26 protein-coding genes are annotated in these 24,621 nt (G+C 60.8%); 15 read left to right on the forward strand and 11 right to left on the reverse strand.

The genetic code is table 11. The annotated features are described in order from the left end of the window. The first annotated feature begins 5 nt into the window (after positions 1-5). Positions 6-179 carry a methionine/alanine import NSS transporter subunit MetS gene (metS, locus tag HMPREF2604_RS05625; RefSeq protein WP_070533705.1) on the forward strand — a complete coding sequence of 58 codons (174 nt, stop codon included), beginning with the start codon at positions 6-8 and terminating at the stop codon, positions 177-179. On the opposite strand, the gene HMPREF2604_RS05630 is transcribed toward metS, so the two are convergent. Next, complete coding sequence (locus HMPREF2604_RS05630; protein ID WP_070563933.1) at positions 176-1,141, reverse strand: acrylyl-CoA reductase family protein; 966 nt, start codon at positions 1,139-1,141, stop codon at positions 176-178. The genes metS and HMPREF2604_RS05630 overlap by 4 nt on opposite strands. Before the next feature lie 87 nt (positions 1,142-1,228). Here HMPREF2604_RS05630 and HMPREF2604_RS05635 point away from each other — a divergent pair, with 87 nt between their 5' ends. Further along, on the forward strand, positions 1,229-1,804 hold the full coding sequence (locus HMPREF2604_RS05635) for a VanZ family protein (RefSeq protein ID WP_070533709.1): 576 nt from the start codon (positions 1,229-1,231) through the stop codon (positions 1,802-1,804). Between the two features lie 7 nt (positions 1,805-1,811). Here HMPREF2604_RS05635 and HMPREF2604_RS05640 read toward each other — a convergent pair whose 3' ends face one another. From HMPREF2604_RS05640 to HMPREF2604_RS05650, 3 genes are read right to left on the reverse strand one after another with little or no spacing between them, the layout of a single operon-like run. Then, positions 1,812-2,819, reverse strand: coding sequence for an NAD(P)-binding domain-containing protein (locus HMPREF2604_RS05640; RefSeq protein ID WP_070563935.1), 1,008 nt, complete (start codon positions 2,817-2,819; stop codon positions 1,812-1,814). Positions 2,820-2,823: 4 nt separating this feature from the next. After that, positions 2,824-3,441, reverse strand: a complete 618-nt coding sequence (locus tag HMPREF2604_RS05645; protein WP_070533713.1) for a response regulator — start codon at positions 3,439-3,441, stop codon at positions 2,824-2,826. Then, entirely contained in the window at positions 3,434-4,582 is a 1,149-nt protein-coding gene (locus tag HMPREF2604_RS05650; RefSeq protein WP_070533714.1) for a sensor histidine kinase, read from the reverse strand. The genes HMPREF2604_RS05645 and HMPREF2604_RS05650 overlap by 8 nt, the downstream gene beginning before the upstream one ends. 115 nt (positions 4,583-4,697) lie before the next feature. Here HMPREF2604_RS05650 and HMPREF2604_RS05655 point away from each other — a divergent pair, with 115 nt between their 5' ends. The 3 genes from HMPREF2604_RS05655 to HMPREF2604_RS05665 all read left to right on the forward strand — a co-directional run bounded on the left by HMPREF2604_RS05655 (position 4,698) and on the right by HMPREF2604_RS05665 (position 7,245). Next, positions 4,698-5,693 carry an ABC transporter permease gene (locus HMPREF2604_RS05655; RefSeq protein WP_070533715.1) on the forward strand — a complete coding sequence of 332 codons (996 nt, stop codon included), beginning with the start codon at positions 4,698-4,700 and terminating at the stop codon, positions 5,691-5,693. Next, on the forward strand, positions 5,693-6,340 hold the full coding sequence (locus HMPREF2604_RS05660; RefSeq protein ID WP_070533717.1) for an ABC transporter ATP-binding protein: 648 nt from the start codon (positions 5,693-5,695) through the stop codon (positions 6,338-6,340). Before HMPREF2604_RS05655 ends, HMPREF2604_RS05660 begins: the two co-directional genes overlap by 1 nt. A 128-nt stretch (positions 6,341-6,468) precedes the next feature. Next, positions 6,469-7,245 carry a YwaF family protein gene (locus HMPREF2604_RS05665; RefSeq protein WP_246818381.1) on the forward strand — a complete coding sequence of 259 codons (777 nt, stop codon included), beginning with the start codon at positions 6,469-6,471 and terminating at the stop codon, positions 7,243-7,245. Positions 7,246-7,387: 142 nt separating this feature from the next. On the opposite strand, the gene HMPREF2604_RS05670 is transcribed toward HMPREF2604_RS05665, so the two are convergent. Both HMPREF2604_RS05670 and HMPREF2604_RS05675 read right to left on the reverse strand, forming a co-directional pair. Further along, positions 7,388-8,977: an NAD(P)H-hydrate epimerase gene (locus HMPREF2604_RS05670; protein WP_070533720.1), complete on the reverse strand. Its 1,590-nt coding sequence runs from the start codon at positions 8,975-8,977 to the stop codon at positions 7,388-7,390. A gap of 11 nt (positions 8,978-8,988) precedes the next feature. Continuing rightward, positions 8,989-9,798, reverse strand: a complete 810-nt coding sequence (locus tag HMPREF2604_RS05675; RefSeq protein WP_070533721.1) for an Fpg/Nei family DNA glycosylase — start codon at positions 9,796-9,798, stop codon at positions 8,989-8,991. Positions 9,799-9,875: 77 nt separating this feature from the next. Between HMPREF2604_RS05675 and HMPREF2604_RS05680 the strand changes: the two genes are divergently transcribed. Both HMPREF2604_RS05680 and HMPREF2604_RS05685 read left to right on the forward strand, forming a co-directional pair. Further along, entirely contained in the window at positions 9,876-11,372 is a 1,497-nt protein-coding gene (locus HMPREF2604_RS05680; protein ID WP_070563938.1) for a DUF1846 domain-containing protein, read from the forward strand. A gap of 53 nt (positions 11,373-11,425) precedes the next feature. Continuing rightward, complete coding sequence (locus HMPREF2604_RS05685) at positions 11,426-12,355, forward strand: oxygen-dependent tRNA uridine(34) hydroxylase TrhO (RefSeq protein WP_070533722.1); 930 nt, start codon at positions 11,426-11,428, stop codon at positions 12,353-12,355. Here HMPREF2604_RS05685 and HMPREF2604_RS05690 read toward each other — a convergent pair. The 3 genes from HMPREF2604_RS05690 to HMPREF2604_RS05700 form a co-directional block, all read right to left on the reverse strand. Next, the gene (locus tag HMPREF2604_RS05690; protein WP_070533724.1) at positions 12,352-12,834 is read right to left on the reverse strand and encodes a hypothetical protein; all 483 of its coding nucleotides are present in this window, start codon (positions 12,832-12,834) and stop codon (positions 12,352-12,354) included. The two genes, HMPREF2604_RS05685 and HMPREF2604_RS05690, sit on opposite strands and share 4 nt — an antisense overlap. A gap of 11 nt (positions 12,835-12,845) precedes the next feature. Continuing rightward, a complete protein-coding gene (locus HMPREF2604_RS05695) occupies positions 12,846-13,829 on the reverse strand; it encodes a universal stress protein (RefSeq protein ID WP_070524206.1) in 984 nt (327 codons plus the stop codon). Between the two features lie 84 nt (positions 13,830-13,913). Further along, a complete protein-coding gene (locus HMPREF2604_RS05700; protein ID WP_070524207.1) occupies positions 13,914-14,393 on the reverse strand; it encodes a MarR family winged helix-turn-helix transcriptional regulator in 480 nt (159 codons plus the stop codon). A gap of 170 nt (positions 14,394-14,563) precedes the next feature. On the opposite strand from HMPREF2604_RS05700, the gene HMPREF2604_RS13595 reads away from it, so the two are divergent. The 8 genes from HMPREF2604_RS13595 to dnaB all read left to right on the forward strand — a co-directional run bounded on the left by HMPREF2604_RS13595 (position 14,564) and on the right by dnaB (position 22,470). Beyond that, the gene (locus HMPREF2604_RS13595) at positions 14,564-14,923 is read left to right on the forward strand and encodes a DUF5318 family protein (protein WP_083299190.1); all 360 of its coding nucleotides are present in this window, start codon (positions 14,564-14,566) and stop codon (positions 14,921-14,923) included. 76 nt (positions 14,924-14,999) lie between these two features. Further along, positions 15,000-17,228, forward strand: a complete 2,229-nt coding sequence (locus HMPREF2604_RS05705; protein ID WP_070563941.1) for a transglycosylase domain-containing protein — start codon at positions 15,000-15,002, stop codon at positions 17,226-17,228. Between the two features lie 62 nt (positions 17,229-17,290). Continuing rightward, positions 17,291-18,646: a glycosyltransferase family 87 protein gene (locus HMPREF2604_RS05710; protein WP_070563944.1), complete on the forward strand. Its 1,356-nt coding sequence runs from the start codon at positions 17,291-17,293 to the stop codon at positions 18,644-18,646. Then, positions 18,643-18,825 carry a hypothetical protein gene (locus tag HMPREF2604_RS05715; protein WP_070563947.1) on the forward strand — a complete coding sequence of 61 codons (183 nt, stop codon included), beginning with the start codon at positions 18,643-18,645 and terminating at the stop codon, positions 18,823-18,825. The genes HMPREF2604_RS05710 and HMPREF2604_RS05715 overlap by 4 nt, the downstream gene beginning before the upstream one ends. Before the next feature lie 148 nt (positions 18,826-18,973). Continuing rightward, entirely contained in the window at positions 18,974-19,264 is a 291-nt protein-coding gene (rpsF, locus tag HMPREF2604_RS05720; protein WP_180952128.1) for a 30S ribosomal protein S6, read from the forward strand. Between the two features lie 51 nt (positions 19,265-19,315). After that, the gene (locus tag HMPREF2604_RS05725; RefSeq protein WP_010187897.1) at positions 19,316-19,906 is read left to right on the forward strand and encodes a single-stranded DNA-binding protein; all 591 of its coding nucleotides are present in this window, start codon (positions 19,316-19,318) and stop codon (positions 19,904-19,906) included. A gap of 46 nt (positions 19,907-19,952) precedes the next feature. Beyond that, positions 19,953-20,405: a 50S ribosomal protein L9 gene (gene rplI, locus HMPREF2604_RS05730; RefSeq protein WP_070563950.1), complete on the forward strand. Its 453-nt coding sequence runs from the start codon at positions 19,953-19,955 to the stop codon at positions 20,403-20,405. Between the two features lie 640 nt (positions 20,406-21,045). Continuing rightward, on the forward strand, positions 21,046-22,470 hold the full coding sequence (gene dnaB, locus HMPREF2604_RS05735; protein WP_010187892.1) for a replicative DNA helicase: 1,425 nt from the start codon (positions 21,046-21,048) through the stop codon (positions 22,468-22,470). A gap of 95 nt (positions 22,471-22,565) precedes the next feature. On the opposite strand, the gene HMPREF2604_RS05740 is transcribed toward dnaB, so the two are convergent. Both HMPREF2604_RS05740 and HMPREF2604_RS05745 read right to left on the reverse strand, forming a co-directional pair. Next, the gene (locus HMPREF2604_RS05740; protein WP_070563953.1) at positions 22,566-23,417 is read right to left on the reverse strand and encodes a DUF3037 domain-containing protein; all 852 of its coding nucleotides are present in this window, start codon (positions 23,415-23,417) and stop codon (positions 22,566-22,568) included. Position 23,418: 1 nt separating this feature from the next. Next, positions 23,419-24,225 carry a HipA family kinase gene (locus HMPREF2604_RS05745; RefSeq protein WP_070533733.1) on the reverse strand — a complete coding sequence of 269 codons (807 nt, stop codon included), beginning with the start codon at positions 24,223-24,225 and terminating at the stop codon, positions 23,419-23,421. Positions 24,226-24,621: the final 396 nt, after the last annotated feature.

Genomic DNA, 24,621 nt, shown 5'->3' on the forward strand with positions numbered 1-24,621 from the left:
TGACCATGACTACCAGCGCAATCCTGCTCTTTATCCTCTTCGTCGTCGTCATCTGGGGTGGACTAGTGGTGTCCTCCATCTGGCTAGCCCGCACTGACGATGACACTACGGGCGAGCTGGGCTCCGCCCCCGGTACGGATGACGAAGCCCTGTCACATCGCGTTCATCAGCGCAGTTAAATTTCCACCACTGTGCGTCCGTGGCGGGTGCCGGCACGCAGTTCCTTGGCGGCCGCGGTGACGGCGTCGAGCGGCACGGTTTCCGTAATGGAGTGCAGCAGGTCGAGGTCCAGGTGATCGTCGAGAAGCTGCCAAGCAGCCTCACGCACCGCGCGCGGAGCATCGACGGAGTTGCCACCCGCCAGCACGATGCCACGCAGGATGAACGGCAGCACCGAAGCCGGCAAGTCTGGGCCGGCCGCCATGCCGGTGGCTGCGACAACACCACCCCAGCGCACCTGCGCCAGAACGTTAGCCAAAACAGTGGAGCCAGCGGTGTCGATGGCGCCGTCGTAAAGCGCCTTTTGCAGCGGACGCCCAGTTTCCGAGAGCGCAGCGCGGTCCAAAATGTGATCCGCACCCAGCCGAGTGAGGTACTCCGATTGGGAGTCCACGCGGCCAGTCACAGCGGTGACCTCGTAGCCGGCAGACTTGAGCAACTGCACGGCGATGGAGCCCACGCCGCCTGTCGCGCCGGTGACGAGGATGTGACCTTCCGTCGTGCCGTGCGTGCGCAGCTGGTTCACGCAGATAGCCGCGGTGTAGCCGGCGGTGCCGATGGCAGCAGCATCGTGGGCGCTGAAGCGCTCCGGAACGGGAATGGTGGCCTCACCGTTGACGCGCTGCTGGGTGGTGTAGCCGCCGTGACGGAACTCGCCCAGGCCGTCGCCGAAGGCTGCGACGAGCTGGCCCGGTTTCAAACGCTCATCCGTGGTTTCTTCCACGGTGCCGACGACGTCAATGCCGGGCACGAGTGGGTCGATGCGCATGACGCCCTTATCGCCCTCCAAAGCCATGGCGTCTTTGTAGTTAAGGGAGGAAAACTGAACATTGACCAGCGTGTCCCCTTCTGCCAGAACCTGCTCGTCCTGGAAAGCCTGGGAAACGCCGGACTCGGTGCGGGTGACAATGAGTGTGCTCATGCGCACTATCCTACCGACACTGTGAAGCAGCCTCTTGGCAGCAAATGCACTAGGAACTTGTCAGCTTTTCCTCTTACAGTGGCCACCATGAGCACCACAGAGCTACGCCACACTCGAAACCGGCTTGCGCCCGTGCCGGATCCGTACCGGCATGTGCTTCGCGACGCCCTCCTAGTCACCCTCCTCGCCCTTGTCACCGTGGGGCTAGCCACGCTGGGCAAGCCCTTCATGGAGATCCCGGGAGTCGTGGATGGCTCTGCGCATGCGGTACGCAAGGTGAACCTGCACCTCTTTGGCGGTTTTGAGACGGCCTCGGTGTGGTATGGAGCGTGGAGCGATCTCTTTGGCAACATCCTTCTTTTTATGCCCTTCGGTGCGGCCGTGTACGTGGTGGGGCGCTCTCTGCGCCGGATTCGCTGGGGTCTCGGTGGAGCACTACTGGCAGGTCTCATGGTGAGCCTGGGGATTGAAACTGCCCAGTACGTCTTCTGCCTAGGCTTTAGCGATATTGATGATGTCCTTTACAACACCGTGGGCAGTGTTCTGGGGGCACTTCTTATGGCGCGGCTGAGCCGTGAGGCACGAATGAAGATCCTGCAACGCCTTGGCTTTCTCCTAGCACTGGCATCAGTGGCGCTTATCGGAGCCATGCTGCTGAACTAGGCGTTTGCTAACTTATGCGTTCGGCGATGGTGGTCGCTACCTGTCGCGCATAAGGAGAAACACCGGTAATCGTGGCCGAACCAGGACCAGTCCACGAGCCGTAGCCCACGGGAAAGAAACCTTCCACCGTGGGCTTTCCGTTACGGAGCAGCCCGGTAAAAGGGCGCAGGGCGGGCCTAAAACCGGTAGCCCAGATGAGATCACTAAAGCCCTGCTCGGTGAGTTCATCGAGGGAATCGAACATCGGGGCAGCGCCTAACAGCCCGCTATCCCGGGCCTTGAGCACCGGCGGGACCATGACGATGTCACCCAGTTCCGACTCCGATCCGGGATCGGGCTCCCCCTTTGCCAAGGCGAGCATGCGCTGCCGGTTGCGGCTAAAGAGCACGCGGCCGTCCACGTCATCCGGCATCCACCGCGGCGGATGCGTGGTAAACCACGTGGTGTCCACGCCTTCCAGGGCAAGCTCGGCGGCGATTTGGGCACCTGAGTTGCCTGCGCCCACGACGGCGACACGCCCCGCATCGTGCTGTGCGTCGGGGAGAAACGGCGCGGGGCCGGGGTAATTCGCCGTGTGCCATTGGCGGCCCGCAAACGCGCCGGGGTAGAAGGGGATAAAGGGCGCGGACCACGTACCCGTGGCCGCCACAACGGTGCGGGCTAGGAACTCCCCGCGGTTCGTGGTGAGGCGGAAGAACGGAGCGTCGTACAGTACATCGGTGACATTTACCCCATGCCGAACGGGCAGGTCATAGCGCTCCTCGTAGCGCGTGAGGTAGTCGACCACATGGGTTGCCGGCGGAAACCCGGGGTAGTGCGGCATGGGCCAGCCGGGAAGAGTGGAGGACTCAGCATCGCTAAACAGCGTCAGCGAGTCCCACACGTGCTGCCAGGCACCGCCGGGGGAGGGGTTGGCGTCGAGGATGAGAAAGTCGAGCTTCTTTTTGCGCAAGTAGTAGCCGGTGGCGAGGCCGGATTGGCCACCACCGACGACGATGCAGTCATAGGTATGCATTGGCTTAAATGAGTTTGCGCTCGCGGGCAGCGGACACCGCAGCGGTACGGGTCTCCACTCCGAGCTTCTGGTAGACGTGGATCAGGTGGGTCTTGACCGTGGCCTCAGAGATGAACAGCTCCTGCGCAATCTGCTTATTGGACTGTCCCGTGGACAAGGCCTGAAGGATCTCCAATTCACGGGCAGAGAGTGCCGTCTCCGGCTGGGCTAGGCGCTCCGCCAGGAGGTTGGTGACCTCGGGGGCTAACGTGCGCTTTCCCGCAGCGGTGTCGAGGACCGCGTTATGCAGGGCTTCCTCAGGAGCGTCCTTGAGGAGGTAGCCCATTGCGCCAGCTTCGACCGCGGCGAGGATATCCGCCTGGGTGTCATAGGTGGTGAGGATCAACACCGGTGGGCCGTTGAGCTCACGCACGCGCCGGGTGGCGGCGATACCATCGACATCCGGCATCTGGATGTCGCAGACGACTACGTCGATCGGGGGGACGTCGTCAAGCAGCAGCTTCTCTACTGCCGAACCGTCAGAGCCTTCCAGAACCACATCAATGTCGTGGAACGTGTTGAGAATGGCGCGCAGCCCGGCGCGGACCACGGGGTGATCATCGATGAGCATCACGTTAACCATTGCGGCTGCTTCCTGTTGGGAGTCGCACCGCGAGCGCGGTGCCGGCCGGTGAGGATTCTACCTGGACGGAGCCACCGACGCTGCGAACACGCTGCTCCAAGCCGGTCAGGCCGAAGCCTTGTGGGCCGTCGATGCCGCGGCCATCGTCGACCACGTCCAAGGTGATTTCATCTGTGAAAGCGCCCAGCGTAACTACTGCACGGTTGGCGTCGGCATGCTTCATCACGTTGGTCAGGCCCTCGCGCGCGGAACGCAGAATGACGTGGTGGAGCTCGGTAGGCACCTCGCCGCGGCCGGTGAGTTTGAGGCTCAACTGCGTGCGCAGACCCAGACCGTGTGCCTGGGCCTGGAGCTCATCTACCAGTGCACGTAGACCTTCATCGATGGAGGAGGTTGGGGCGGCGAGTTCTTTGACGAAGCGACGAGCTTCGGCGAGGTTGTCCTTGGCCACCTTCTCAATGAGTTCGAGCTGCGCGGTGGTCTCCTCTGGGTCCGTGCTGTTTTTGGCAGCGCGGCTGAGCAGCACGATGGAGGATAGGCCCTGGGCCACGGTGTCATGAATCTCCCGGGAGAGCCGCTCGCGCTCCTCCAGACGGCCGGCTTGGTGCTCGGTGGCGGCGAGTTCCTCCTGTGTTTCACGCAGTTGCTTGGCGACGGCCGCGTGGTGCACCGCCTCCGCCTGAATCTTGCGGGCCGCGTGATAGACGGCCACGGCGAAACAGGTGCCGATGAAGGGACCGATGGCGGCAGCCGCTGTCCATGCCTGGGGATGTAGCCAGGCGGGGATAAAGGCGGCGATGGCCCACAGCACAACGCTGGCGAGGATGCCAGGCCAGAAGGGAAGAGCATGGACAAAGACGAAGACCAGGGGGAATTCCATCCACATGAAGTCTTGGGCATGCACCATGAGGCCGATCCACAGCAGGCAGAGCGCAGCGAGCCACAGCGTGGTGGGTACGGGCTTGGCGGGCTTGCGGGCAGCGTAGAGCACGAAGCCGGCGTAGACCACGGCGAGGGCAATCGAGAGCCCGAGGACTCGGGCATCGAGCCGGTTATCGGCCCAGGCGCGGAGTACGCCGAAGACCAGCAGGAATCCGAACATGACGTGGAGGCCAACGGTCCACAGGCTGTTTCGCATCATCACGCCGATCCAGCCTATCGCCTCAGCGGTTGAGGCCGAATCAACCAACTGGTTGAGTGAAGGTTCAACTAGGTACCCGATTACTTTCTCTTCGCGCGTGAGCAGTATGAATACTATGTTCCTTGCATTGAGAGAGATAGTCACCGCCCGTGGTCGTTTCTTCCTGATCGGCGGCGTCGTGGCTCTAATTACGTTGTTGCTCGTTATGCTGTCCGGCCTGACCCAAGGCCTGTCCAAGCAAAATACGTCCGCCCTGGAGGCGCTCGGTGAAAACACCCCGAACGTGACGTTTTCTACCGAGGACCCGTCCTTTACGGAATCAGAAATCTTCGCTGAAGACGTCACCGCTGGTGCTATCCCGCTGGGCGCTACCCAGACCAAGCTTGACGGACAGGGCGGCGTAGCTGTCTTCGGTCTGCCGGCTGGTACTGAGATCCCCGGTACGGACACCCTCATCCCGGATCGCGGCATGGTTCTGAGCGAATCTATCGACGAGGAGATGAACGCGCCTTCCCAGGCCACGCTCGGTGGCGTGGATCTGGACGTGCGCGGCGCGGTGCCGGATGAGTACTACTCCCACTCCCCGGTCGTATGGGTAGACACCGCCACCTGGCAGAAGGTCTCCCACGCCCGCGAGGACATGGTGGGTGTTGCCCTGTTGAGCGCGGAACCGACTGATAGCTCCGTCTCGATGGCTAAGGCCCTGTCTGGCCTGCCGGCTTATAGCTCGGAGCGCGGTTCCCTGCTCACCATGCAGGCATTCCTCTACGGCATTTCCGCCCTGGTGACCATTGCTTTCCTCAGCATCTGGACCATCCAGCGCACCCGTGACCTGTCCATCCTCCGCGCTCTTGGTGCCAGCGTGACGTACTTGCTCAAGGACGCTATTGCCCAGGCGGCCATCATCCTCGCCGCCGGTGTGGGCGCCGGCGCGCTCGTCGGCTGGCTGCTGGGCCTCGCCGCACAGGGCACCGTGCCCTTCGAGGTTTCTGTAATGACGGTCATCGTTCCCGCACTCGGCATCTGGCTGCTCGGCATCGCCGGTGCCTTCCTCGCCACCCGCCGCGTATCCAAGATCAATCCGCTCGACGCCCTAGGAGGCAACGCCTAATGACTACCACTGCTACTCCTGCTCTGTCCCTTCGCGACATCGTGGTGACCTACCCCGACGGCGAGTCCCGTGTTACCGCTCTGGATGGTGTGAGCCTAGACGTGAAGCCTGGCGAGCTCACCGCTGTCATTGGTGAGTCCGGCTCCGGCAAATCGACCTTGCTATCCGTAGCCGCCGGCCTCATCGAGCCTGATTCCGGAACCGTCGAGATGCACGGCACCCGCGGCCTCATCTTCCAGCAGGCCAACCTCATTGCATCTCTGACCGCGCGTGAGCAACTACTCATCATCGACCACTTGGAAGGCCGAAAGCCACGCCAGGATCGTGCCGATGAGCTCTTAAGCTTCGTGGGCCTTGAGGACTTTGGTAACCGCCGTATGAACCAGCTGTCTGGTGGTCAGCGCCAGCGCGTCAACATTGCCCGCGCTCTTATGGGCCAGCCGTCCGTGTTGCTGGCGGACGAGCCGACCTCTGCCTTGGACTCCAAGCTTTCGCGTGAGATTGCCAAGCTTCTGCGCGGTGTTACCGAAGACTTCGACACCGCAACCCTGTTCATTACCCACGACCGTAGCCTGCTTGATTACGCTGACCGTGTCCTCGAAGTCAAGGATGGCAAGGTTTCCGCTTACTCGGAGGTCGCGGCCTAGCCCTCGCTATTAATTCAAGGAACTAATTTTCCTCCTCGGTGCCCGAACCAGGCGAGTACGGAGTACATTAGTACTTCGATATGCTTCGACCTCGCCGCCTACGGGTAACCCCTACCGACTATGAGCGCATGCAACAATGGACCCCGCTGCATGCGCTCATGTTGACGATTACCATCGCTGCCTGCGGTGTCTTTATCGTCGGCGCTCGCCGCGTTAAAGGCACAAGCCGTGAAAAGTTCGTCCGCCAGATGGTCGGCTGGGTCCTTTTGGTCCTCGGCACCGCATGGACAGTTATTTCCCTGGACCCTTCCCAGTTCGATATCCGGGAGTCCCTCCCGCTGCACCTTTGTGACGTGCTGCGTCCCATCTTGGCGCTCGGCCTTATTACCGGCAACGAGCATGCGCTGACCCTGACGTATTTCTGGGGCATCATCCTTAACCCGCAGGCCATCATCACCCCGGATGTCATCTACTACTTTGCCCCGCGCTGGCTGCGTTTTAGCACCTACTGGTTCTTCCACATCGTGGCCCTCGCCGTGCCGTTGGGTCTGACCTTTGGCTTAGGCTATCGGCCGACGTGGAAAGGCTACCGCTTTGCCGTGAAGGTCACGCCCATCTGGATGGCCATCGCCATGGCGGTCAACGCCAAGACAGACGGCAACTACGGCTTCCTCAACCACGCGCCGGGCAGTCCCTCCATCATCAACCTGCTGGGTCCCTGGCCTGGCTACATCGCGGCAGAGACTCTTGCCGTCGCGGCAGCATGGGCCGGAATGACGTGGCCGTGGGAAAACACCTCGCTGCGTCGCGGAACCGTGCCGGTGGGCACTCGGGGACTGCTGCGCAAGTCCGTCGGTACTGCGTCCGGGATCCTGCGCCGGGCCACTGTACGTTTTCGTAAATAGTGGCCCGCAAATCGCGAAATTCTAGGGCTTCGTTGCGAAAACGTACCAAGACGGCGGCGGCCAGGTACGGATCGATCAAATAAGGCCCCAGATCTTCGGATTTTTGGGGTGCTATTTGATCGAAACGTACTTAGTAGCGGAGCTAGCGCTCCGCGTTGAGGAGCCGGGCAATGGCCTGTGGGATGGCTGCGGCGATCTGGGAGGACGAGCAGGGCGCGAAGCCGTCGGGGGTTTCGGCCGCGATGGCCGCCGCGTGCGCGTGGATGGCCCCGGCGTGGAGAACTTCGGCGATGACCTCAGTGGGGGATGCGGCGGGCGCGGTGGCGGAAAGCTGAGCCATGACCGCACCGAGGATGCCGGAGAGCACGTCGCCGGAGCCGGGAGTCGCGGCATAGGAATGGCCGGAATTGAAGGAGTACTGCGGCTGGCCGGGTGCGGTGACGCGGGTGAGGCGGCCTTTGAGCAGGATGATGCTGTTCAGTTCCTCGGCTAGCTCGCGGAGGGCGCGGCTCCAGCCGGTAGCCGCATCGGGCGAAGAGCCGAAGGTGGCCTCGTAGAGGCGGGTGAATTCGCCTTCGTGTGGGGTGAGGATGGTCAGCGGATGATCGGTGACTGTCCGGCGCAAGGAGGTGTTGCGCGCCAGAAGCGTGAGGGCGTCGGCATCGATGACGGTGGGCAGACCTTGTGCCAGTACCTTTCGCAGTTCGGAGGCCGCCGCCGAATCGGTGCCGCGGCCGGGACCCACGACCCACGCCTGGGCGCGCCCAGCGGAGACGACATCGGGGTGGCAGACCAGCTCGGGGAGAAGCGCGGTAATGGTGTTATCGCCGATGAAGCGCACCATCGACGGCGTGGCCCGCACCGCCGCGGTGGCGCACAGAATGCCCGCGCCCGGGTAAGCCTCACTGCCGGCAGCGAGGGCGACGACGCCACCGGAATACTTATCGGAACGCGCGGCGGGAGTGGGATCGGTCATGGGGCCGGTGCAACCGACGGGCCAGGGACGAGTGAGGCGCCCGCCAGGAAGATCGAGTTCGCCCGGGAGCCACTCCCAGGGCGTCGGAACGGTGGGTTCATGGGCGATGAATGCGGCAGGATTATCCAGCTCAGCGAGGGCCTCAGCGAAGGAAGGTGCGCCGGGTAAGAAGAGGTCGGAGACCACCACCTGTCCACATTCAGCGGCCAACGCGTGGCCCAGTCGCGGTGAGCCAAACGTGACGGTGACATTGGCCTCGACAGCATCCGCGGCGACAACGCCGGTATCGGCATCAACACCTGTGGGCATATCGACGGCGACAACGGGCACGCTGGTAGCAGTGGCCTCGCGGTAGAGCGACAGCGCGGCGCCGGTCAGGCCACGGGCGGAACCGAGGCCCGCGATAGCGTCGATAAGCAGTGCGGTGCCTGTCGGCAGCGCGGACATAGGAGGAAGGACCGTGGCACCCGCGGCGAGGAAGGCCTCCAGTGCTGCCTCGTGGTGCTTCTCGGGGACTAGGGCATGGACGGTGATACCACGCTCGGCCAAGAGCGCGCCGGCAAAGAGTCCATCGCCGCCATTGCCGCCCGGCCCAGCGAGAATGACAACCGCGCCGGGGTGAGCAGCCAGCATCGAGGTGGCAGCTTCCGCCACCGCTGCGGCGGCAAGTTTCATGAGCTGATCCGGCTCCGATTGCTGGGCTAGAAGCTGCTCTTCAGCAGCACGAACAGTGGCAACGGTATAAGCAGGGCGCATACCCTACGAGTCTAGCCCTGGCAGGTAGGGCACCAGAAGAGGTTGCGGCCCTGTATGACCTTCTCCTGTATCTCCGTGCCGCACACATGGCAGGGCTGCCCGGCGCGGCGGTAGACGTAGACCTCGCCACCGTGGTCGTCCTTGCGCGGCTCGCGGCCCATGGCCTCCGGGGTATGGGCTGGGCGGACGGTGTCGATGCGGCCGTGTTCCACGCCGTAATCCATGAGACCTACCAAGTCAGACCAGATTGCATCGAACTCGGCGCGGTCGAGCTGACTGCCGGGGATGAAGGGGGAGAGTGCTTGGCGGAAGAGCGCCTCGGCGCGGTAGATGTTGCCAACTCCGGCGAAGAGGCCTTGGTCCATGAGCATCGCGCCGATACTGCGGCGTGAGGCATGTACCCGGGCCCACAGGGCATCGGGGTCAGCATCCTCACGCAGCGGATCCTGGCCCACCTTCGCCACCTTGGCCTGGTACTCCTCCTCCGTAATGAGTGTGCAGAACTGCGGGCCGCGCAGGTTCGCGGCCATCGTTCCGTTATCGATGCGCAGCCGGATTTGCCCCCACACATCAGCGGAAGGCTCAAAGCGCAGGGACCCAATGAGCCCCAAATGGATGTAAATCACGTGGCGCGGGCTGTCCGCATCGAAGTGGAGGAAGAGGTGCTTGCCAAAGGCTTCGGCGAGGGAGAGGGGTGAGGCGTCGACAAGCGCGGCCTCCGCAGCAAACCTGCCCTGGGGGCTGCTCACAGCCAGCGGCGCGCCGCGAAAGTCCGCATTGAGTGTCCGAGCAAGGCGGTGAATAACGTGTCCCTCAGGCATGTCAGGAAGTCTACGCGGGGGCAGTGCTGCTGTAGACTTTCCGGGTACTACCCGTTGAACGGAAGGGCCTAAATACTATGGGGCGCGCAATCGGTTTTGACCGTGAAAAATACATTGAGCTGCAGTCGGAGCACATCAACGCTCGACGCAAAGAAATCGGTGGGAAGCTTTACCTGGAAATGGGTGGCAAGCTTTTCGATGACATGCATGCCTCCCGCGTGCTGCCCGGTTTTACCCCGGATAACAAGATTGCGATGCTCGAGCGCATCAAAGATGACGTAGAAATCCTCGTCTGCATCAACGCCAAGGACATCGAGCGCCAAAAGATGCGCGGTGACCTGGGGATCCTCTACGAAGACGATGTGCTGCGGCTTGTCGACGTCTTCCGGGGCCGCGGATTCCTTGTCAATAACATCGTCATGACGCAGCTCGAGGACGGCAACAGCCAGGCGGAGGCCTTCATCGAGCGCCTCGAGCGCCTGGGGCTGACGGTGGCACGCCACCGCGTTATCCCGGGCTACCCCGCCAATATCGACCTCATCGTCTCCGAGGAGGGGTTGGGCAAGAATGACTACGTGGAGACCACCCGTGACCTTGTGGTGGTCACCGCGCCGGGGCCGGGCTCCGGCAAGCTGGCTACCGCGCTGTCGCAGGTCTACCACGAGAACGTGCGCGGCGTGCAGGCGGGCTACGCCAAGTTTGAGACCTTCCCCATCTGGAACCTCCCGCTGGATCACCCGGTGAACCTGGCCTACGAGGCAGCCACGGTGGACCTCAACGACGCCAACGTCATCGACCACTTCCACCTCTCCGCGCACGGCGAGTCCACGGTGAACTACAACCGCGACGTCGAGGCCTTCCCGCTGCTGAAGTCCCTGCTTGAGCGCCTGACCGGCACCGTTCCCTACCAGTCCCCGACGGACATGGGCGTGAACATGGTGGGCTTCTGTATCACCGACGACGAGGTCTGCCGCGAGGCCTCCCGACAGGAAATCATCCGTCGCTACTTCAAGACTTTGGTGGAGGAGGCCCGCAACGGCCTCGACTCCACGCAGTCCGAGCGTGCCGCCGTGGTCATGGCGAAGGCCGGCATCAAGTCCACCGACCGCCCGGTGGTGCTCCCGGCGCGGCAGAAGGCGGAGGAGACCGACGGCCCGGCGTCCGCGCTGCAGCTTCACGACGGCATCATCATCACCGGCCGCACCTCCCCACTTCTGGGCTGCTCGGCGGCCACCTTGCTCAATGCGCTCAAGCACCTGGCGGGCATCGACGATGACCTGCACCTGCTCTCGCCGGAATCCATCGAGCCGATCCAGACGCTGAAGACCAAGCATCTGGGTTCGCAGAACCCGCGCCTGCACACCGACGAGGTGCTCATCGCACTCTCTGTCTCCGCGGCCAAGGACGAGAACGCCCGCCGCGCGCTCGACGCACTGAAGGAACTCGAGGGCTGCGATGTCCACACCACCACCATCTTGGGTTCCGTGGATGAGGGCATCTTCCGCAACCTAGGTGTCCTGGTGACCTCCGATCCGGTCTTTGCCCGCAAGAGCGCGCTGTACCAGAAGCGCTGAGACTCCACCGAAAAATTGGGGATCTTGCCATTAGCAGGCCTAGACTTGCGGGCGTGACTATTGGCAAGATTCTCCTCTACTACTGCTTTACTCCCATTGAGGACCCCACCGCGATCATGCTGTGGCAGCGTAACCTCTGCGAGAAGCTCGGGCTGAAGGGCCGCATCCTCATTTCGGAGCACGGCATCAACGGCACCGTGGGCGGGGACATGGAGGCCTGCAAGCGCTACGTGCGCGAAACCCGCGAGTACCCGGGCTTCAAGAAGATGGAGTTCAAGTGGTCCGAAGGCGGTGCGGAGGATTTCCCGCGCCTCTCGGTTAAGGTGCGCGATGAGATCGTGGCCTTCGGCGCGCCGGGTGAGCTCAAGGTGGATGAGAATGGCGTCATCGGCGGCGGCGTTCACCTCAAACCCGAAGAGGTCAACAAGCTAGTAGAAGAGCGCGGCGAGGAGGTCGTCTTCTTCGACGGACGCAATGCCATGGAGGCGGAAATCGGCAAGTTTAAGAATGCCGTGGTGCCGGACGTGCGCACGACGCATGACTTCATCGCCGAAATCGAGTCCGGAAAATATGACTGGATGAAGGACAAGCCCGTGGTCTCCTACTGCACGGGCGGCATCCGTTGCGAAATCCTCTCAGCGCTGATGAAGAACAGAGGCTTCAACGAGGTCTATCAAATCGACGGCGGCATTGTGCGCTACGGCGAAAAGTACGGCAACGATGGCCTGTGGGAAGGCTCGATGTACGTCTTTGATAAGCGCATGCACCACGAGTTTGGCCAGGGCCTAGAGGATCCGGGCTTCATTCAGCTGGGCCACTGCGTGCATTGCGGGGCGGGAACCAACACGTTCCATAACTGCATTAATGAGGACACGTGCCGTAAGCAGGTGCTCATCTGCGATGACTGCATCCAGCATGTGGAAACACAGCACTGCGGCCGGCCGGATTGCGCCGAGGTGGCAGCCGCCCAGGCGCAGGGCTAGTTTTCGATAACCGGGGCGAGCAGGATCTGGATATCGTTGATACACCAGATCATGAAGTTGCCGGCCATGACCCAGAAGATGGCCATCCAACCGCGCCAGCGCACATAGGCCTTGAGCTTGCGCACCATGATGACGGCGCAGCCGATCATGCCGATGAAGGGGATGATCAGCGTCGTCGTGGCGAACACGGTGCGCTGGGTCCTCGTGCAGAGCCAGGCGGCATACTCGGCGCGGAGGCAGTTGGTCGTGGTTCCGGCGACTTTAAAGATGCCCGCGAGGAGAAGCGCATAGAGCGCTGAGCCGATAAGGATGGCAATCATAAACCACAGAGCTTGGCGCGAGGAGCGGCGGTTGGCTTCGGCGACGGCGAGGGGGTCGGGTTCGTCGGCAAGCTCGTCAAATGTGCGGGGCTCGGGGCGAGGCAGGTTCGTATAGTCCGCGTCGGACGTGAGATCGTTTTCGGGGTGCTCAGCTGCCATGGTCTGCCAGTCTAACGCGCTTCGGCGGTGTAGGTGCTGGGGCAGACCAGCACGGGCACGCCTAGGTGCGGAAGCAGCTCGGTGGCGGTGCTGCCGATGAAGACGCGCTCGATGGGACCCATGGGGTCGGAGCCTAAGCAGAGGAGGTCGCCCTTCTTCCACTTCAGCGAGTCCACCGCGCCGGACCAGCCATGGCCGCTGCCGATGGCCGTCGTGACCGAAAGCTCGGGGTAGGCATCCGCGATGAAATCGTGGGCCCGGTCCAACAACGAAAGCGAGTGCTCGCGCCAATTGGGGGCATCGGAAGGAAAGGTGGGGGAGTATTCGAGGGGGACGTCGACAAGCCCCTTGGCTGAAAACGCCAGGATGCGCAGGGGGATACCGCCGCGCTGCGCAATGCAGGCCGCGTGCATGAGAGCGGGATCATCGGCGCTGCCAAGATCGGTGAAAGCAAAGTTAATGCGGGTGATGCCGTGCTTGGACAGCTTGATGCCGCGCGGAGTCAAGCCCACCGGAAGCGGCGCATAGTGCAAAAGCGCATCGGCGGTAGAGCCGGAGAAGAAACGGCCCTTGGGTGCGGATTGGTTTGCGCCGAGGAGGATGACGCTTGCGTTGAATTCCTTGGCCGCCTCCTCCAAGAGCTGCGGGCGCGAGGGCCCTGCGATGAGAACGGAGACGTTCTTATCGAGCTGGGACTTATCTACCCCTGCCGCGTTCAACGCCTGTTTGACGGCCCGCTCGCAGGCGGCGCGCTCCTTCTTGAACCACTTCTTATAGGAACCGGTGAGCTTGCTGAGCGACGTCACGGTGAGTGGTTGCGAAATAGTAGATACCACGCGGATCTGAACGGGCGTGGAACGCGCGATCCACGCGGCAAACTCGATAGCTTCCGTGCCGGTGGAGCTGGGGCTCCACGAAACAAGGACGCGGAGCGGAGGGACCGTGGCGTCTGGGGAGCACTGTCCTTCCGCGGGGTGTGAAGAATTCTTAGCCATTCATCAAAAGGTTCGGGGTCGTTTTATTCATTATCGGCCCTTCACGCCTTAAAATAAAAATCCGCTCTACCGGCGCTTTTTGGTCTATTTTCCTTCCATGATTGGCCGGTAGACATCGGCCAGTTTGGAGATCAGGTTAACCAGGGAGTTGGCATCCTTGATGTCGTCCGGATCGAGCCAACGCAGGATCTCCGCCAAAGCCGCCGCACGCTGGCGAGAGACGATGGTCAGCTCGGATTCGCCGAGCTGGGTAAGGGCGACGAGCACACCGCGGCGGTCCTTTTCGTCGCGGTGCCGTTCCACGAAACCTTGGCGTTCCAATTGGTACAGCGCATTGGAGGCGGTAGGCATCCGGATGAGCTCTGCCTGGGCGATGGTGCTCACGCGCGAAGGGCCGCGCATGCGCAGCTGGTTCATGATGGAGACCTGCGACGTGGTGAGGGACGTGCCCTCTGTCGTGCGCTGGAAAATGAGCATGAGTTTGTTGAGCGCGGGCTGGATCTGGCGGGCGACTTCCAGGGCATCCTCGTAAGGGATGGGGGATTCGATAGTTTCTTCACTCATGGAAAATAAGTGTAGCTAGTAATTTCGTGGAGCGGTAGTTAGCCGATTAAAAAATTTGGTTTCCCACCGCGAAGCACTATGAAAGGGCCTAGATTGTTGACGCCGCCGGCACTACACTGTCCGGCGTGAATTCTCCGTCAAAGGCAGAGTCTGCAAAGACAAGGTCCGCAGTGGCCTATCGCAACGAAGTCTCTTATGAATGGGAGCGTGCACAGCATCTGCGCGAGCTTCGCGCGGGAAAGGTGACGCGGGAAGAGCTATGTGATGCCGACTTTCTCCTTCGCGTGGCGGCGGAACACCATGGCGTCGACATGCGCAAGCCGTGCCCGGTGTGTGAATCAGACATGCGGCTGACCCGTTGGGTTTATGGAGATGCTTTAAAACGCCGGGCGGGAAGTGCGCGGAGCGCTGCGGAAATTGCGGACATGGCCGCAGAAGGGCTGGAATTTACCGTGCATTTTGTGGAAGTGTGTCCGTCGTGCCGCTGGAATCATCTGCTTCGAGCTGCCACGGTCTATGCTCTAGGGTAGTTTTGGCTTCCCAGTTCACGCCGGTAAGCTGCATGTATTTACAGTTTCTGTACAGGATTGATGAGGACACGGATCAGTGACCGAAAAGGAAACCTCCGGGCGAAAGTCAGGTAATCGCAGGAAGAGCACCTCACAGAGCGCTCAGCGTTCGTCCGGCCGCAAGCGCCGCTGGCCGTGGATCGTGCTGGCTGTTTTGTTTGTACTAGTGGGCATTCCCGCCCTGCTCTTCGGCTACGCGTATACGCAATACGACGTCCCCGGGCCCAAGGAGCTGCAGCCGAGCCAGATCTCCACCATCGTCGCCGGCGATGGTGAAACTCAGCTGGCCAAGCTCGTTCCGCCGGAAGGCAACCGCCGTCAGGTGACGTTGGAAGAGATCCCGGATTATGTGGAGGACTCGGTCCTCGCTGCCGAGGACCGTGAGTTCTGGACCAACTCGGGCTTCTCCTTCACTGGTCTGGGCCGCGCCGTCTTGGGCAAGCTCACGGGTGATAGCACTGCCGGTGGTGGTTCCACCATCACCCAGCAATACGTGAAGAACACTCTGGTGGGTGACGAATACTCCTACGTCCGCAAGATCCGTGAGCTCATCTATTCGGTGAAGATGACCAATGAGTGGGCCAAAGAGGACATCCTGAACGCCTACCTCAACACCGTCTATTTCGGCCGCAATGCCTACGGCATCGAGGCTGCCTCCAATGCCTACTTCAATAAGGACGCCAAGGACCTCACCGTGGAGGAAGGCGCCATGCTCGCCGGCCTCATCCAGTCCCCATCGGTCTTGGATCCGTGGGTGGATGAGGAACGCTCGCAGAACCGCTGGAACTACGTCATGGATGGCCTGGTTGAGATGGGCGATCTGGATGCGGCTGAGCGGTCCCAGATGGCTTTCCCGGAGACCCGTGATCCAAGCGAATACTCCGCCTACACCGAGGCACCCGGTGCTTATGGGCACATCAAGAACCAGGTCACTGATGAACTGGCGCGTGTGGGTATTACCGAGGATCAGCTGGCCACCGGTGGCCTCAAGGTGACCACCACTATTGACATGACCGTGCAAAACGCGTCAACCGACGCCGCCCACGAGCAGCTTGGAGTGCTGCAGGAGGACGCCCGCGCCGCCGCCGTGACCATTGACCCGGCTACGGGTGCCGTGCGCGGCTACTATGGCGGCGATGATTCTGGCGGCTGGGATTATGCCAATTCCCCGCTGCAGACAGGCTCAACCTTCAAGATTATGACCCTGGCCGCAGCACTCCAGCAGGGCATCGATCTCAATACTTATTACTCCTCGGCGCCCTACCAGCTGCCAGGATCGCAGATCGTGACCAACGACGTGGGTGGCGGCTGCGGTAGCTGCTCCATCGCTGAGGCAATGAAGAAGTCTTATAACACGTCCTTCCTGCGCCTCCAGGATGACTTGGAAAACAAGACGCAGGACACCGCGGACATGGCCCATGCATTGGGCGTTGCGCGCAGCCTGCCGGGGATTGAAAAGACCCTGACAGAGAACGGCGGTACGCCGTACGAAGGCATCGTGCTGGGCCAGTACCAGTCCCGCCCCCTCGACATGGCGACCGCTATGGCTACCTTGACCAACCAGGGTGTGTGGCACCAACCGCACTTCGTGCAGAAGGTTGAAAACGCCAACGGCGAGGTTCTTTATGAGAACCCGACCGACGGCGGTGAGCGCCGTGTCTCCGCCAACGTGGCTAATAACGTTATTTCTGCGATGCAGCCAATTGCCGCATGGTCGAATGGCGCGCTAGCTGGCGGGCGCCCGTCTGCGTCTAAGACTGGTACCACGCAGCTGGGTGACACCGGTCAGAACAAAGATGCGTGGATGGTCGGTTCCACGCCCCAGCTGGCCACCGCAGTGTGGGTAGGCACGGCCGACAACACCTCCGCGATTTTCAATCAGTGGGGCGGCATCATGTACGGCTCAGACGCACCGACGAAGATCTGGAAGTCCATCTTGGATACCTCTCTTGCTAACGTCGAGCAGCAGACCTTCCCGCAGGCCTATCCGATCAACTACGGCGTCGGCAGCTGGGGTTCGGGCTATGTCTATGACCCGAGCCAGACCACGACGTGGGACCAGACCCCGGCAAGCCCGGAGGGCGAAGCCGCTGAGGGCGAGGGCGAGGCAAAACCAGAGGAAGGCCAACACCATGACGAGGGGCATGGTGATGCCCCGGCGCAGCCGGCCCAGCCTGAGCAACCGGCTCAGCCCGCCGATCCTGAGGTCCCCTCGCTGGATGAGATTCTCAATGGAGATGGCCTCGACCAACTACTTGGCCAATAGGAGACTGATCCCTGGTGAGCCAACACACGACTTCTCAGCTAGTCCCTCTCTCTTCTGAGTCGATGGCCCGCGGCGCCGTCGACGCCCTGGGCGGGCCGACGGGGCGTTTTGCTCGCTCGGCCCACTCCGGGTGGTGGACTCCACTGCGAGTGATCATCACGCTGGCGTGGACATTCCTGGCGTTTGGGTTCTTGAGTAAGGCAACCTGTGCCGGTAGTCGCAGGGGCGAGGATGGCCTCATTAGCCTGAATTGGGACGGTAACCGTCAGTACACGTCCTTCTGCTACAACGACATCATCCCGCTCTACGGGGGCCGTGGACTAGACCAGCCGGGCTTCCCCTATGCCTATTCCTGGGTTGAGGGGGATATCACGCGCTACATGGAGTACCCCGTATTGGCGGGTATGTTCCAGGGCGCCGTCGGTTGGCTGGCGCGCACCACCTATCCGGCCGTCGAGTGGATTGGGATTGCCGATGTCAGTTGGTACTTCGGGTTGACCGCGCTCATCATGTCCCTCGTGTGGGTAGGCACCGTGGTTATGGTCTTCCAGCTCACGGGCAACCGAGCGTGGGACACGGTCCTCATGGCAGCTAGCCCCCTCGTGGTCATACATGCCTTTACCAATTGGGACATCCCGTCGGTGGCGTTCATGGTCGGCGCCCTGCTTGCGGTGACCAAGCGTAAGAACTGGCTCGCCGGCATCCTCATCGGGCTCGGCACGGCCTTTAAGCTGTGGCCCCTGTTTATTCTGGGTGCCTTTCTGGTGCTGGCCATCCGCAACAAGCGCTGGTCGCCGTTCATCAAGATGTTCGTGGCAACTATTGCGACGTGGCTCGTGGTGAACCTTCCCGTGGCGGAGGCCTATCCCGAAGCTTGGCGTGAATTCTTCCGGCTCAACCAAGAACGTGGTGCGGAGTGGACTACCATCTACGCGCTCTTGAGCCGCGTGACGGGCGTGAGCTTTGAGGCCGAATTCCTCAACACCTTCTCGCTCGTGGCGTTCCTAGTGAGCTGCGGGGCGATTGCCATCCTGGGCCTCAAGGCGCCGCGGGCGCCGCGAGTGGCTGAAATGATTTATCTCATCATCATGGCCTTCTTGATCTTCAACAAAGTGTGGTCCCCGCAGTACTCGCTGTGGCTGGTGGTGCCGGCGCTCTTGGCGCTTCCGCGGTGGCGGCTGATCTTTAGCTGGGCGCTTGCCGACGCCCTCCTCTGGCCCATCCTTACCTGGCACATGCTCGGCTCGGAGAACAAGGGCCTGCCGCACGAGATGCTGGACATCGCGGTGATTACGCGCGATGGTTTCATCATCGCCATCGGCGTGCTCATCATCCGTCAGATGTGGGGCAAGTCGGAAGACAAGGTCCGTGCCGCGCACGGTGGCAGGGATCCACTGGCGGGGGACTTTGCGCGATGACCATAACAATCGTGGGCATCATCTCCATCACGATAGGTTTCTTGTGCGTATTGGGTGCCTATTACCTGTTTCAGCGTTCTGACGACCGAACCTGGCCCATCATGCTGGGGTTGCTGGCTCTGCTTTTCCTTACGGTGATACCTGCGAGTTCGGCAATCTTCGTCGCCGCGACTCACTAGGGGGCGGCCGAGGAGACAAGGGATTTCCTTTTCCGCCGGTCAGTGCGGTACTGTGTGAGGGTTGCTTGACGCAACAGACCCTCCTGCCATATCCGCAAAGGTGATATGGCCGATACCAATTACTAGACCATAGGAGGTGATGAGGTCCGTGCGTCACTACGAAGTCATGATCATTCTGGATCCCAATCAGGATGAGCGCACCGTAACCCCGTCCCTAGACAAGTTCCTCGAAGCAATCCGCAAGGATGGCGGCAAAGTCGAAAAGGTTGACGTGTGGGGCAAGCGCCGTCTTGCATACCCGATCAACAAGAAGGAAGAGGGCATCTACGCAGTCGTGGATCTGGAGTGCGAATCCCACTCCGTTCTCGAGCTCGATCGCCGTCTGAACCTGAACGACTCCATTCTGCGTACCAAGGTTCTGCGCACCGACAGCAAATAGCGGATACTGGGTTTCGAGCAATCCACGTAACCGATATTAAGGAGTAAAGACATGGCTCAGGGAGATACCAATATCACGGTCGTTGGCAACATTGTCGCCGACCCGGAACTGCGCTTCACCCCGGCGGGTGCCGCAGTGGCAAATTTCCGTGTTGCCTCCACCCCGCGTCGCTATAATCAGCAGACTTCCCAGTGGGAGGATGGCGAGGCCATGTTCCTCACCTGCAACGTGTGGCGCCAAGCCGCAGAAAACGTTGCGGAGACCCTGACCAAGGGCATGCGCGTTATTGTTACTGGCCGTTTGCGTCAGCGCTCTTACCAGACTCGTGAGGGCGAGAACCGTACTGTCTTTGAGATCGAGGTCGATGAGGTCGGCCCGTCCCTGCGTTATGCAACCGCTCAGGTAAACCGCAAGTCCGGTAACGGTGGCGGAAACTATGGCGGCGGCCAGCAGCAGGGTGGCGCTAACTACGGCGGCGGCAACCAAGGCGGTTTCTCCGGAAACCAGGGTGGTTTCTCTGGAAACCAGTCCCAGTCTTCTGCCCCGCAGCAGTCCCAGCAGTCGGCTCCGAGCAACGATCCGTGGAATTCGGCACCTCAAGCGGGAAGCTTCGGTGGTGCGGATGCAGAACCCCCGTTCTAAGACTGTCACGCAAGTATTCATTTAACTCAATTGAAAGGCAGGGATCATGAAGCTGATCCTCACCGCTGCCGTTGAGAACCTCGGCGCCCCCGGCGAAATTGTAGAGGTTAAGGACGGCTACGGACGTAACTACCTGCTTCCGCGCGGCCTGGCAATCGTTGCCACCCGCGGTGCTGAGAAGCAAATCGAGGGCATCAAGCGCGCCCAGGAAGCTCGCGCAATCCGCGACCTGGACCATGCACGCGAGATCCGTACCCAGCTGGAGGAGCTCAAGGACGTCAACGTCCCCGTGAAGACCTCCGAGTCCGGCAAGCTCTTCGGCTCCGTGTCCGCAGAGGACATCGTGAAGGCCGTTGCCGCCGCTGGCGGCCCGAAGCTGGACAAGCGCATCGTTGTGTTTCCCAAGGGCCTGGTCAAGAAGACCGGCAACTACCAAGTCGAGCTGAAGCTGCACGCTGACGTTATCGGCAAGGTGAACTTCTCGGTCGTCGCTGCCTAAGAACTAAGGCGCACGACGGTCACCCTCCGTCCAGCCGCGTGTGAGGCGCGGCGATGGTACGCAGGTAAGTGACCCTCAGACAACAGCAAGGTTTAAGGCCGTGCTCCTCCCACTATGTGAGGTGGTGGAAGGTGCACGGCCTTTAGCCGTTTTAGGCATGCGGGGTGAGGAATCGTCGCCAAGCATGGCATGTGGATAACTCGCGGAACCTGTGGATAAACCTGTGTGCAGTTTACAGTGAGTTTACTCACGCCGCCTTTTGTTAACCCGCAGGTAGCGCCGATTTCGGGTTGAAGGCCCTACTTTTTCACGGGTTTTGTGCGTATATTCACACCTCAAAAAACATGCTCTGAACTGCGGTAATTATCTTGGCTGGTCACGGGCTTGCAGAGTTATCCACAGGCCTGACCTCGTGCTTTGCGGAGCCTTCGTTGGCTGAGCTGGTAATTCCACAGGGATCTGTGGATAACTGTGGGAGTTATGCCCAAGGGGCAGTGTCCATTGCCTCGGCTACACTGTTGTGTACTACGCGCGGTTGCCGCTTGGCACTGCCTTAAAGCCTGGCCGTCCGGCGCGGATAGAAGCTGAGATTTTCAGGGGCGGTCAGGGTGGGATCGATGAACGGTGGGATTGATGGACAATGACTAATGCCAGTTTTGATGACGATCAGGTTCCACCGCCGCCTGAACCGGTAGAGGAGGAACCCCGCCGCTCCTACCGTCAGGAGGAGCCGAAGCGTTACGGCGAATTCCGCCAGCCACCCGCGGACCGGGAAGCGGAGCAGGGCGTTCTTGGCGCTATGCTCTTGAGCCCGAACACGGTGATGGAGGTCATTGAAGAGCTAGAGCCGGAGGATTTTTACTACCCCGCGCACACGCTCATCTATCAGGCCATGATTGACCTCTATGCCGCGGGCACCGATATTGATGCGGTGATTGTGGCGGCTCGGCTCGATCGCTACAACAACCTTGAGCGGGTCGGCGGTGCGCCTTACCTGCACACCCTGCTGGCCACGGTGCCGACCGCCGCTAACGCTCGCTACTACGCGGAGATCGTGGCGGAAAAGGCGGTGTTGCGCAAGCTGGTCGACGCCGGAACCAGAGTAGTGCAGCTCGGCTTTCAAGGCTCCGAGGACATGGAGATCGAATCGGTTCTGGACCGCGCCCAGCAGGAAGTCTTCGCGGTGGCGCAAAAGAAGACCACCGAGGACTACCGGGCACTGAGCGATCTTATCGATCCCACTATCGACGAACTCGCCGCCCTGCAGCAAAACGGTGTGGAATCGGGCGTGCCCACCGGATTCATCGACTTGGATAACCTGACCAATGGCTTGCGCGCCGGTCAGATGATTATCGTCGCCGCCCGTCCTGGCGTGGGTAAGTCAACGCTGGCCATGGACTTCATGCGCTCGGCATCTCTGCAGCACAACAAGACCTCCGTGGTGTTCTCCTTGGAGATGTCCGCCTCGGAGATCGTCATGCGCTTGCTGTCGGCGGAGGCGGAAGTGAAGCTGTCGGATATGCGCGGCGGGCGCGTATCGACTGAGGACTGGGCAAAGATCGATGACACCCTCAACCGCATCCAGGATGCGCCCCTGTTTATCGATGATTCCCCGAACCTCACCATGATGGAGATTCGTTCGAAAGCCCGCCGCCTCAAGCAGCAGCACGGGCTCGACCTCATTGTGCTGGACTATATGCAGCTGATGTCCTCGGGCAAGAAGGTGGAATCCCGCCAGCAAGAGGTCTCGGAGTTCTCCCGCCAGCTCAAGCTGCTGGCCAAGGAGCTCGAGGTCCCGCTCATCGCGATTTCCCAGCTAAACCGTGGCCCAGAGTCCCGTACCGATAAGAAGCCACAGCTGGCGGATCTGCGTGAATCCGGCTCGCTCGAGCAGGACGCCGACATGGTTATGCTCCTGTATCGCCCGGACTCACAGGACCGCGATGATCCCCGCGCCGGTGAGGCGGACATCATCTTGGCAAAGCACCGTGGCGGACCGATCGACACAGTGAAGGTGGCGCACCAGCTGCACTACTCCAAGTTCGTCAACATGGCGCATGGTTAAATCACAGGTCCACCACGGCGTTGGGGTCACCCAACCGTGGGCTGAGAATGACTAAGACTAGGACCTGACTTTCCAGGTACGGGGGAGCGTGCTTTTTAAGAGGCTAAGCGCCTATTGAGTGAGGCTGCATGCTGCGGAATTTCTTCCATCGTCAGCATCGAGATATCGAGATCGCCACAAAATTCACGGAACTGCTGGTAGTTCTTCTTCTGCGCTGACGAGTTCGGCAATGTGGTGACAGCGACGATATCCAATTCGCGAGGAACAGAGATTAAAGTCTCACCAGCAGTAAGCTCACCGCCCGCCTGCTGCAACTTGTCCACCTTGAGCGTCCAAGAATCAATGGCCGCGCGCGTGATATTCGCATCAGAAGACCGGAAGTTAAATGCCTGATTAAGCTCGATAACTTCCTCATCATCGACAACCGCCAAAGTTAGATCCAGCTCGCGCCGGGCAACTTGGACGTCGGCGTCAAAGATGGTTGCTTTTTCCAGGCTTGGGAGTTGCTCGTATTGTTTGCGGATAAAGCGTCGTACCTGTCTGACGTCTTGTTGATGCTTGCCGGTGGGGGCTTCGCCAATGAGGGTCGAAAACAGTAGGTCGGTGGCCTCATTGAGGTTTGCAGCGTCCATGCTTTGCATGGGGTGAACCTTGATGAGGTTGTTCCAGTGTCCGCTAATGAATTCGAGATAGCTCGACAGCGTGTGTTGCCCGTCAAGGTTGAGCGGCTCGGTTGTCGTTGTCAGCTTCTTGAGGTCGGCTTTGAAATGTTGCAGGGCTCGCCGGATGGCCTCGGGAAAGTCGGAATCGTGGTGGATACCGCGGTCGGAGCGGAAATGATTCTTTGTTTCGCCTGTTGCGGCATCGATGACGATGACACCGACGCCGATCGTGGTGATGCCCATGGGGCGGGGAACCACGCTTACGGTCCAGTAGTCGAATCTCATGTCATTGTCCTTTGCGGTGTTTGTACGAGCGTAGGAGCTCCCGAGCGTAGTCCTTGCGAGAGAGGACGTAGTTCATGAGTTTGTCAGTCTCATGCGCAGGTATTGCCCATTCTATTGGTAGTGCTTCTTGCAATTCTTCTCGTAGGGTGGTGTCGAGGTTGTCGAGTGCGTTGATGGCTTTGTCCCACGAGCTGTTGGGAATTTCGGTGCGCAGTAGAGGAATGCGTGCGGTGCCGCCTGCGCGTTCTGGCGGGGTTAGTTGCCAAGGGTAGGGCTCCGAGTCGAACCAGAGCCCGTGGTCGATGGACCAGATGGAGTTATCGTCATCGTTGTCCGTGAGGATTTGGAGGTCTTCCTGAACATTGCACAACAACCACAGTGCTATCAGCTTCGGGATGTGGTTGTAGTTGGCGTCGTCGTTAACGTAGGGGATGACTCCGAACCCTTGGTGCAGTGTAGCAGTGTGGAGATTGAGCGAGCCGAAGAGTGGAGTCCCGGTGAGCCTGTATCTCCATATTGATTCTCCAATCATGTGTCCGTGTAGTGACTCGGGGACGTAGATAATTTTCCATGGGCGGATGTGGGCGCCCAGGCGCAGACCGACGATGCTTGCAGCAACTTCGTTGACTACGGCTTCGCGCCCATGGTCACTTTCTATGCGTTTGCACCAGTATTCGTTGCCGTCGTCGGCCTTGCCGAGGAACGGCCGGGTGCCAGTGTGGAAGGCGACTCTTCCGGGGATTTGTAGGTAGGTCTTTTCTTCACGGCTGCGTCGGGCATCGATAGAGATGACGTTGTTGGTGTTCATTGCAAAGCCTTTGCGAGAGGGGTGAGCGGAGTACAAGCCTGCGGGTCTAATGGGAACAGGAAATTTGGGCGTAGTTGCCTATTCGGGGATTATCTGTGTCTACCGCGGCCGTTTTGTGGTCGTGAGGTTTAGAGCGCCAGTAGTGGCGGCTACGACCGATGGGATGAGGATTAGGGTGCTCAGTTCCGTAGTGAGTGTTAGCCTGAACGCGACGATTCCAGAGACGATGCCGAGGGCTAGGAGGATAACACTGTAGATATCGATGACCTTTTTGAGCGTGATGAATCGGGTTTGGACCTATTAGCCTGAGTCCGGTTCTTGAGCGTCACGGGTCTTTTCCTCCTTTTGGATTTTCAGAATAGTCCACTTTTTGTTGGTGCGACCATTCTTTGTGAC

Source organism: Corynebacterium sp. HMSC055A01 (genome assembly GCF_001809405.1).
GTDB lineage: Bacteria > Actinomycetota > Actinomycetes > Mycobacteriales > Mycobacteriaceae > Corynebacterium > Corynebacterium hesseae.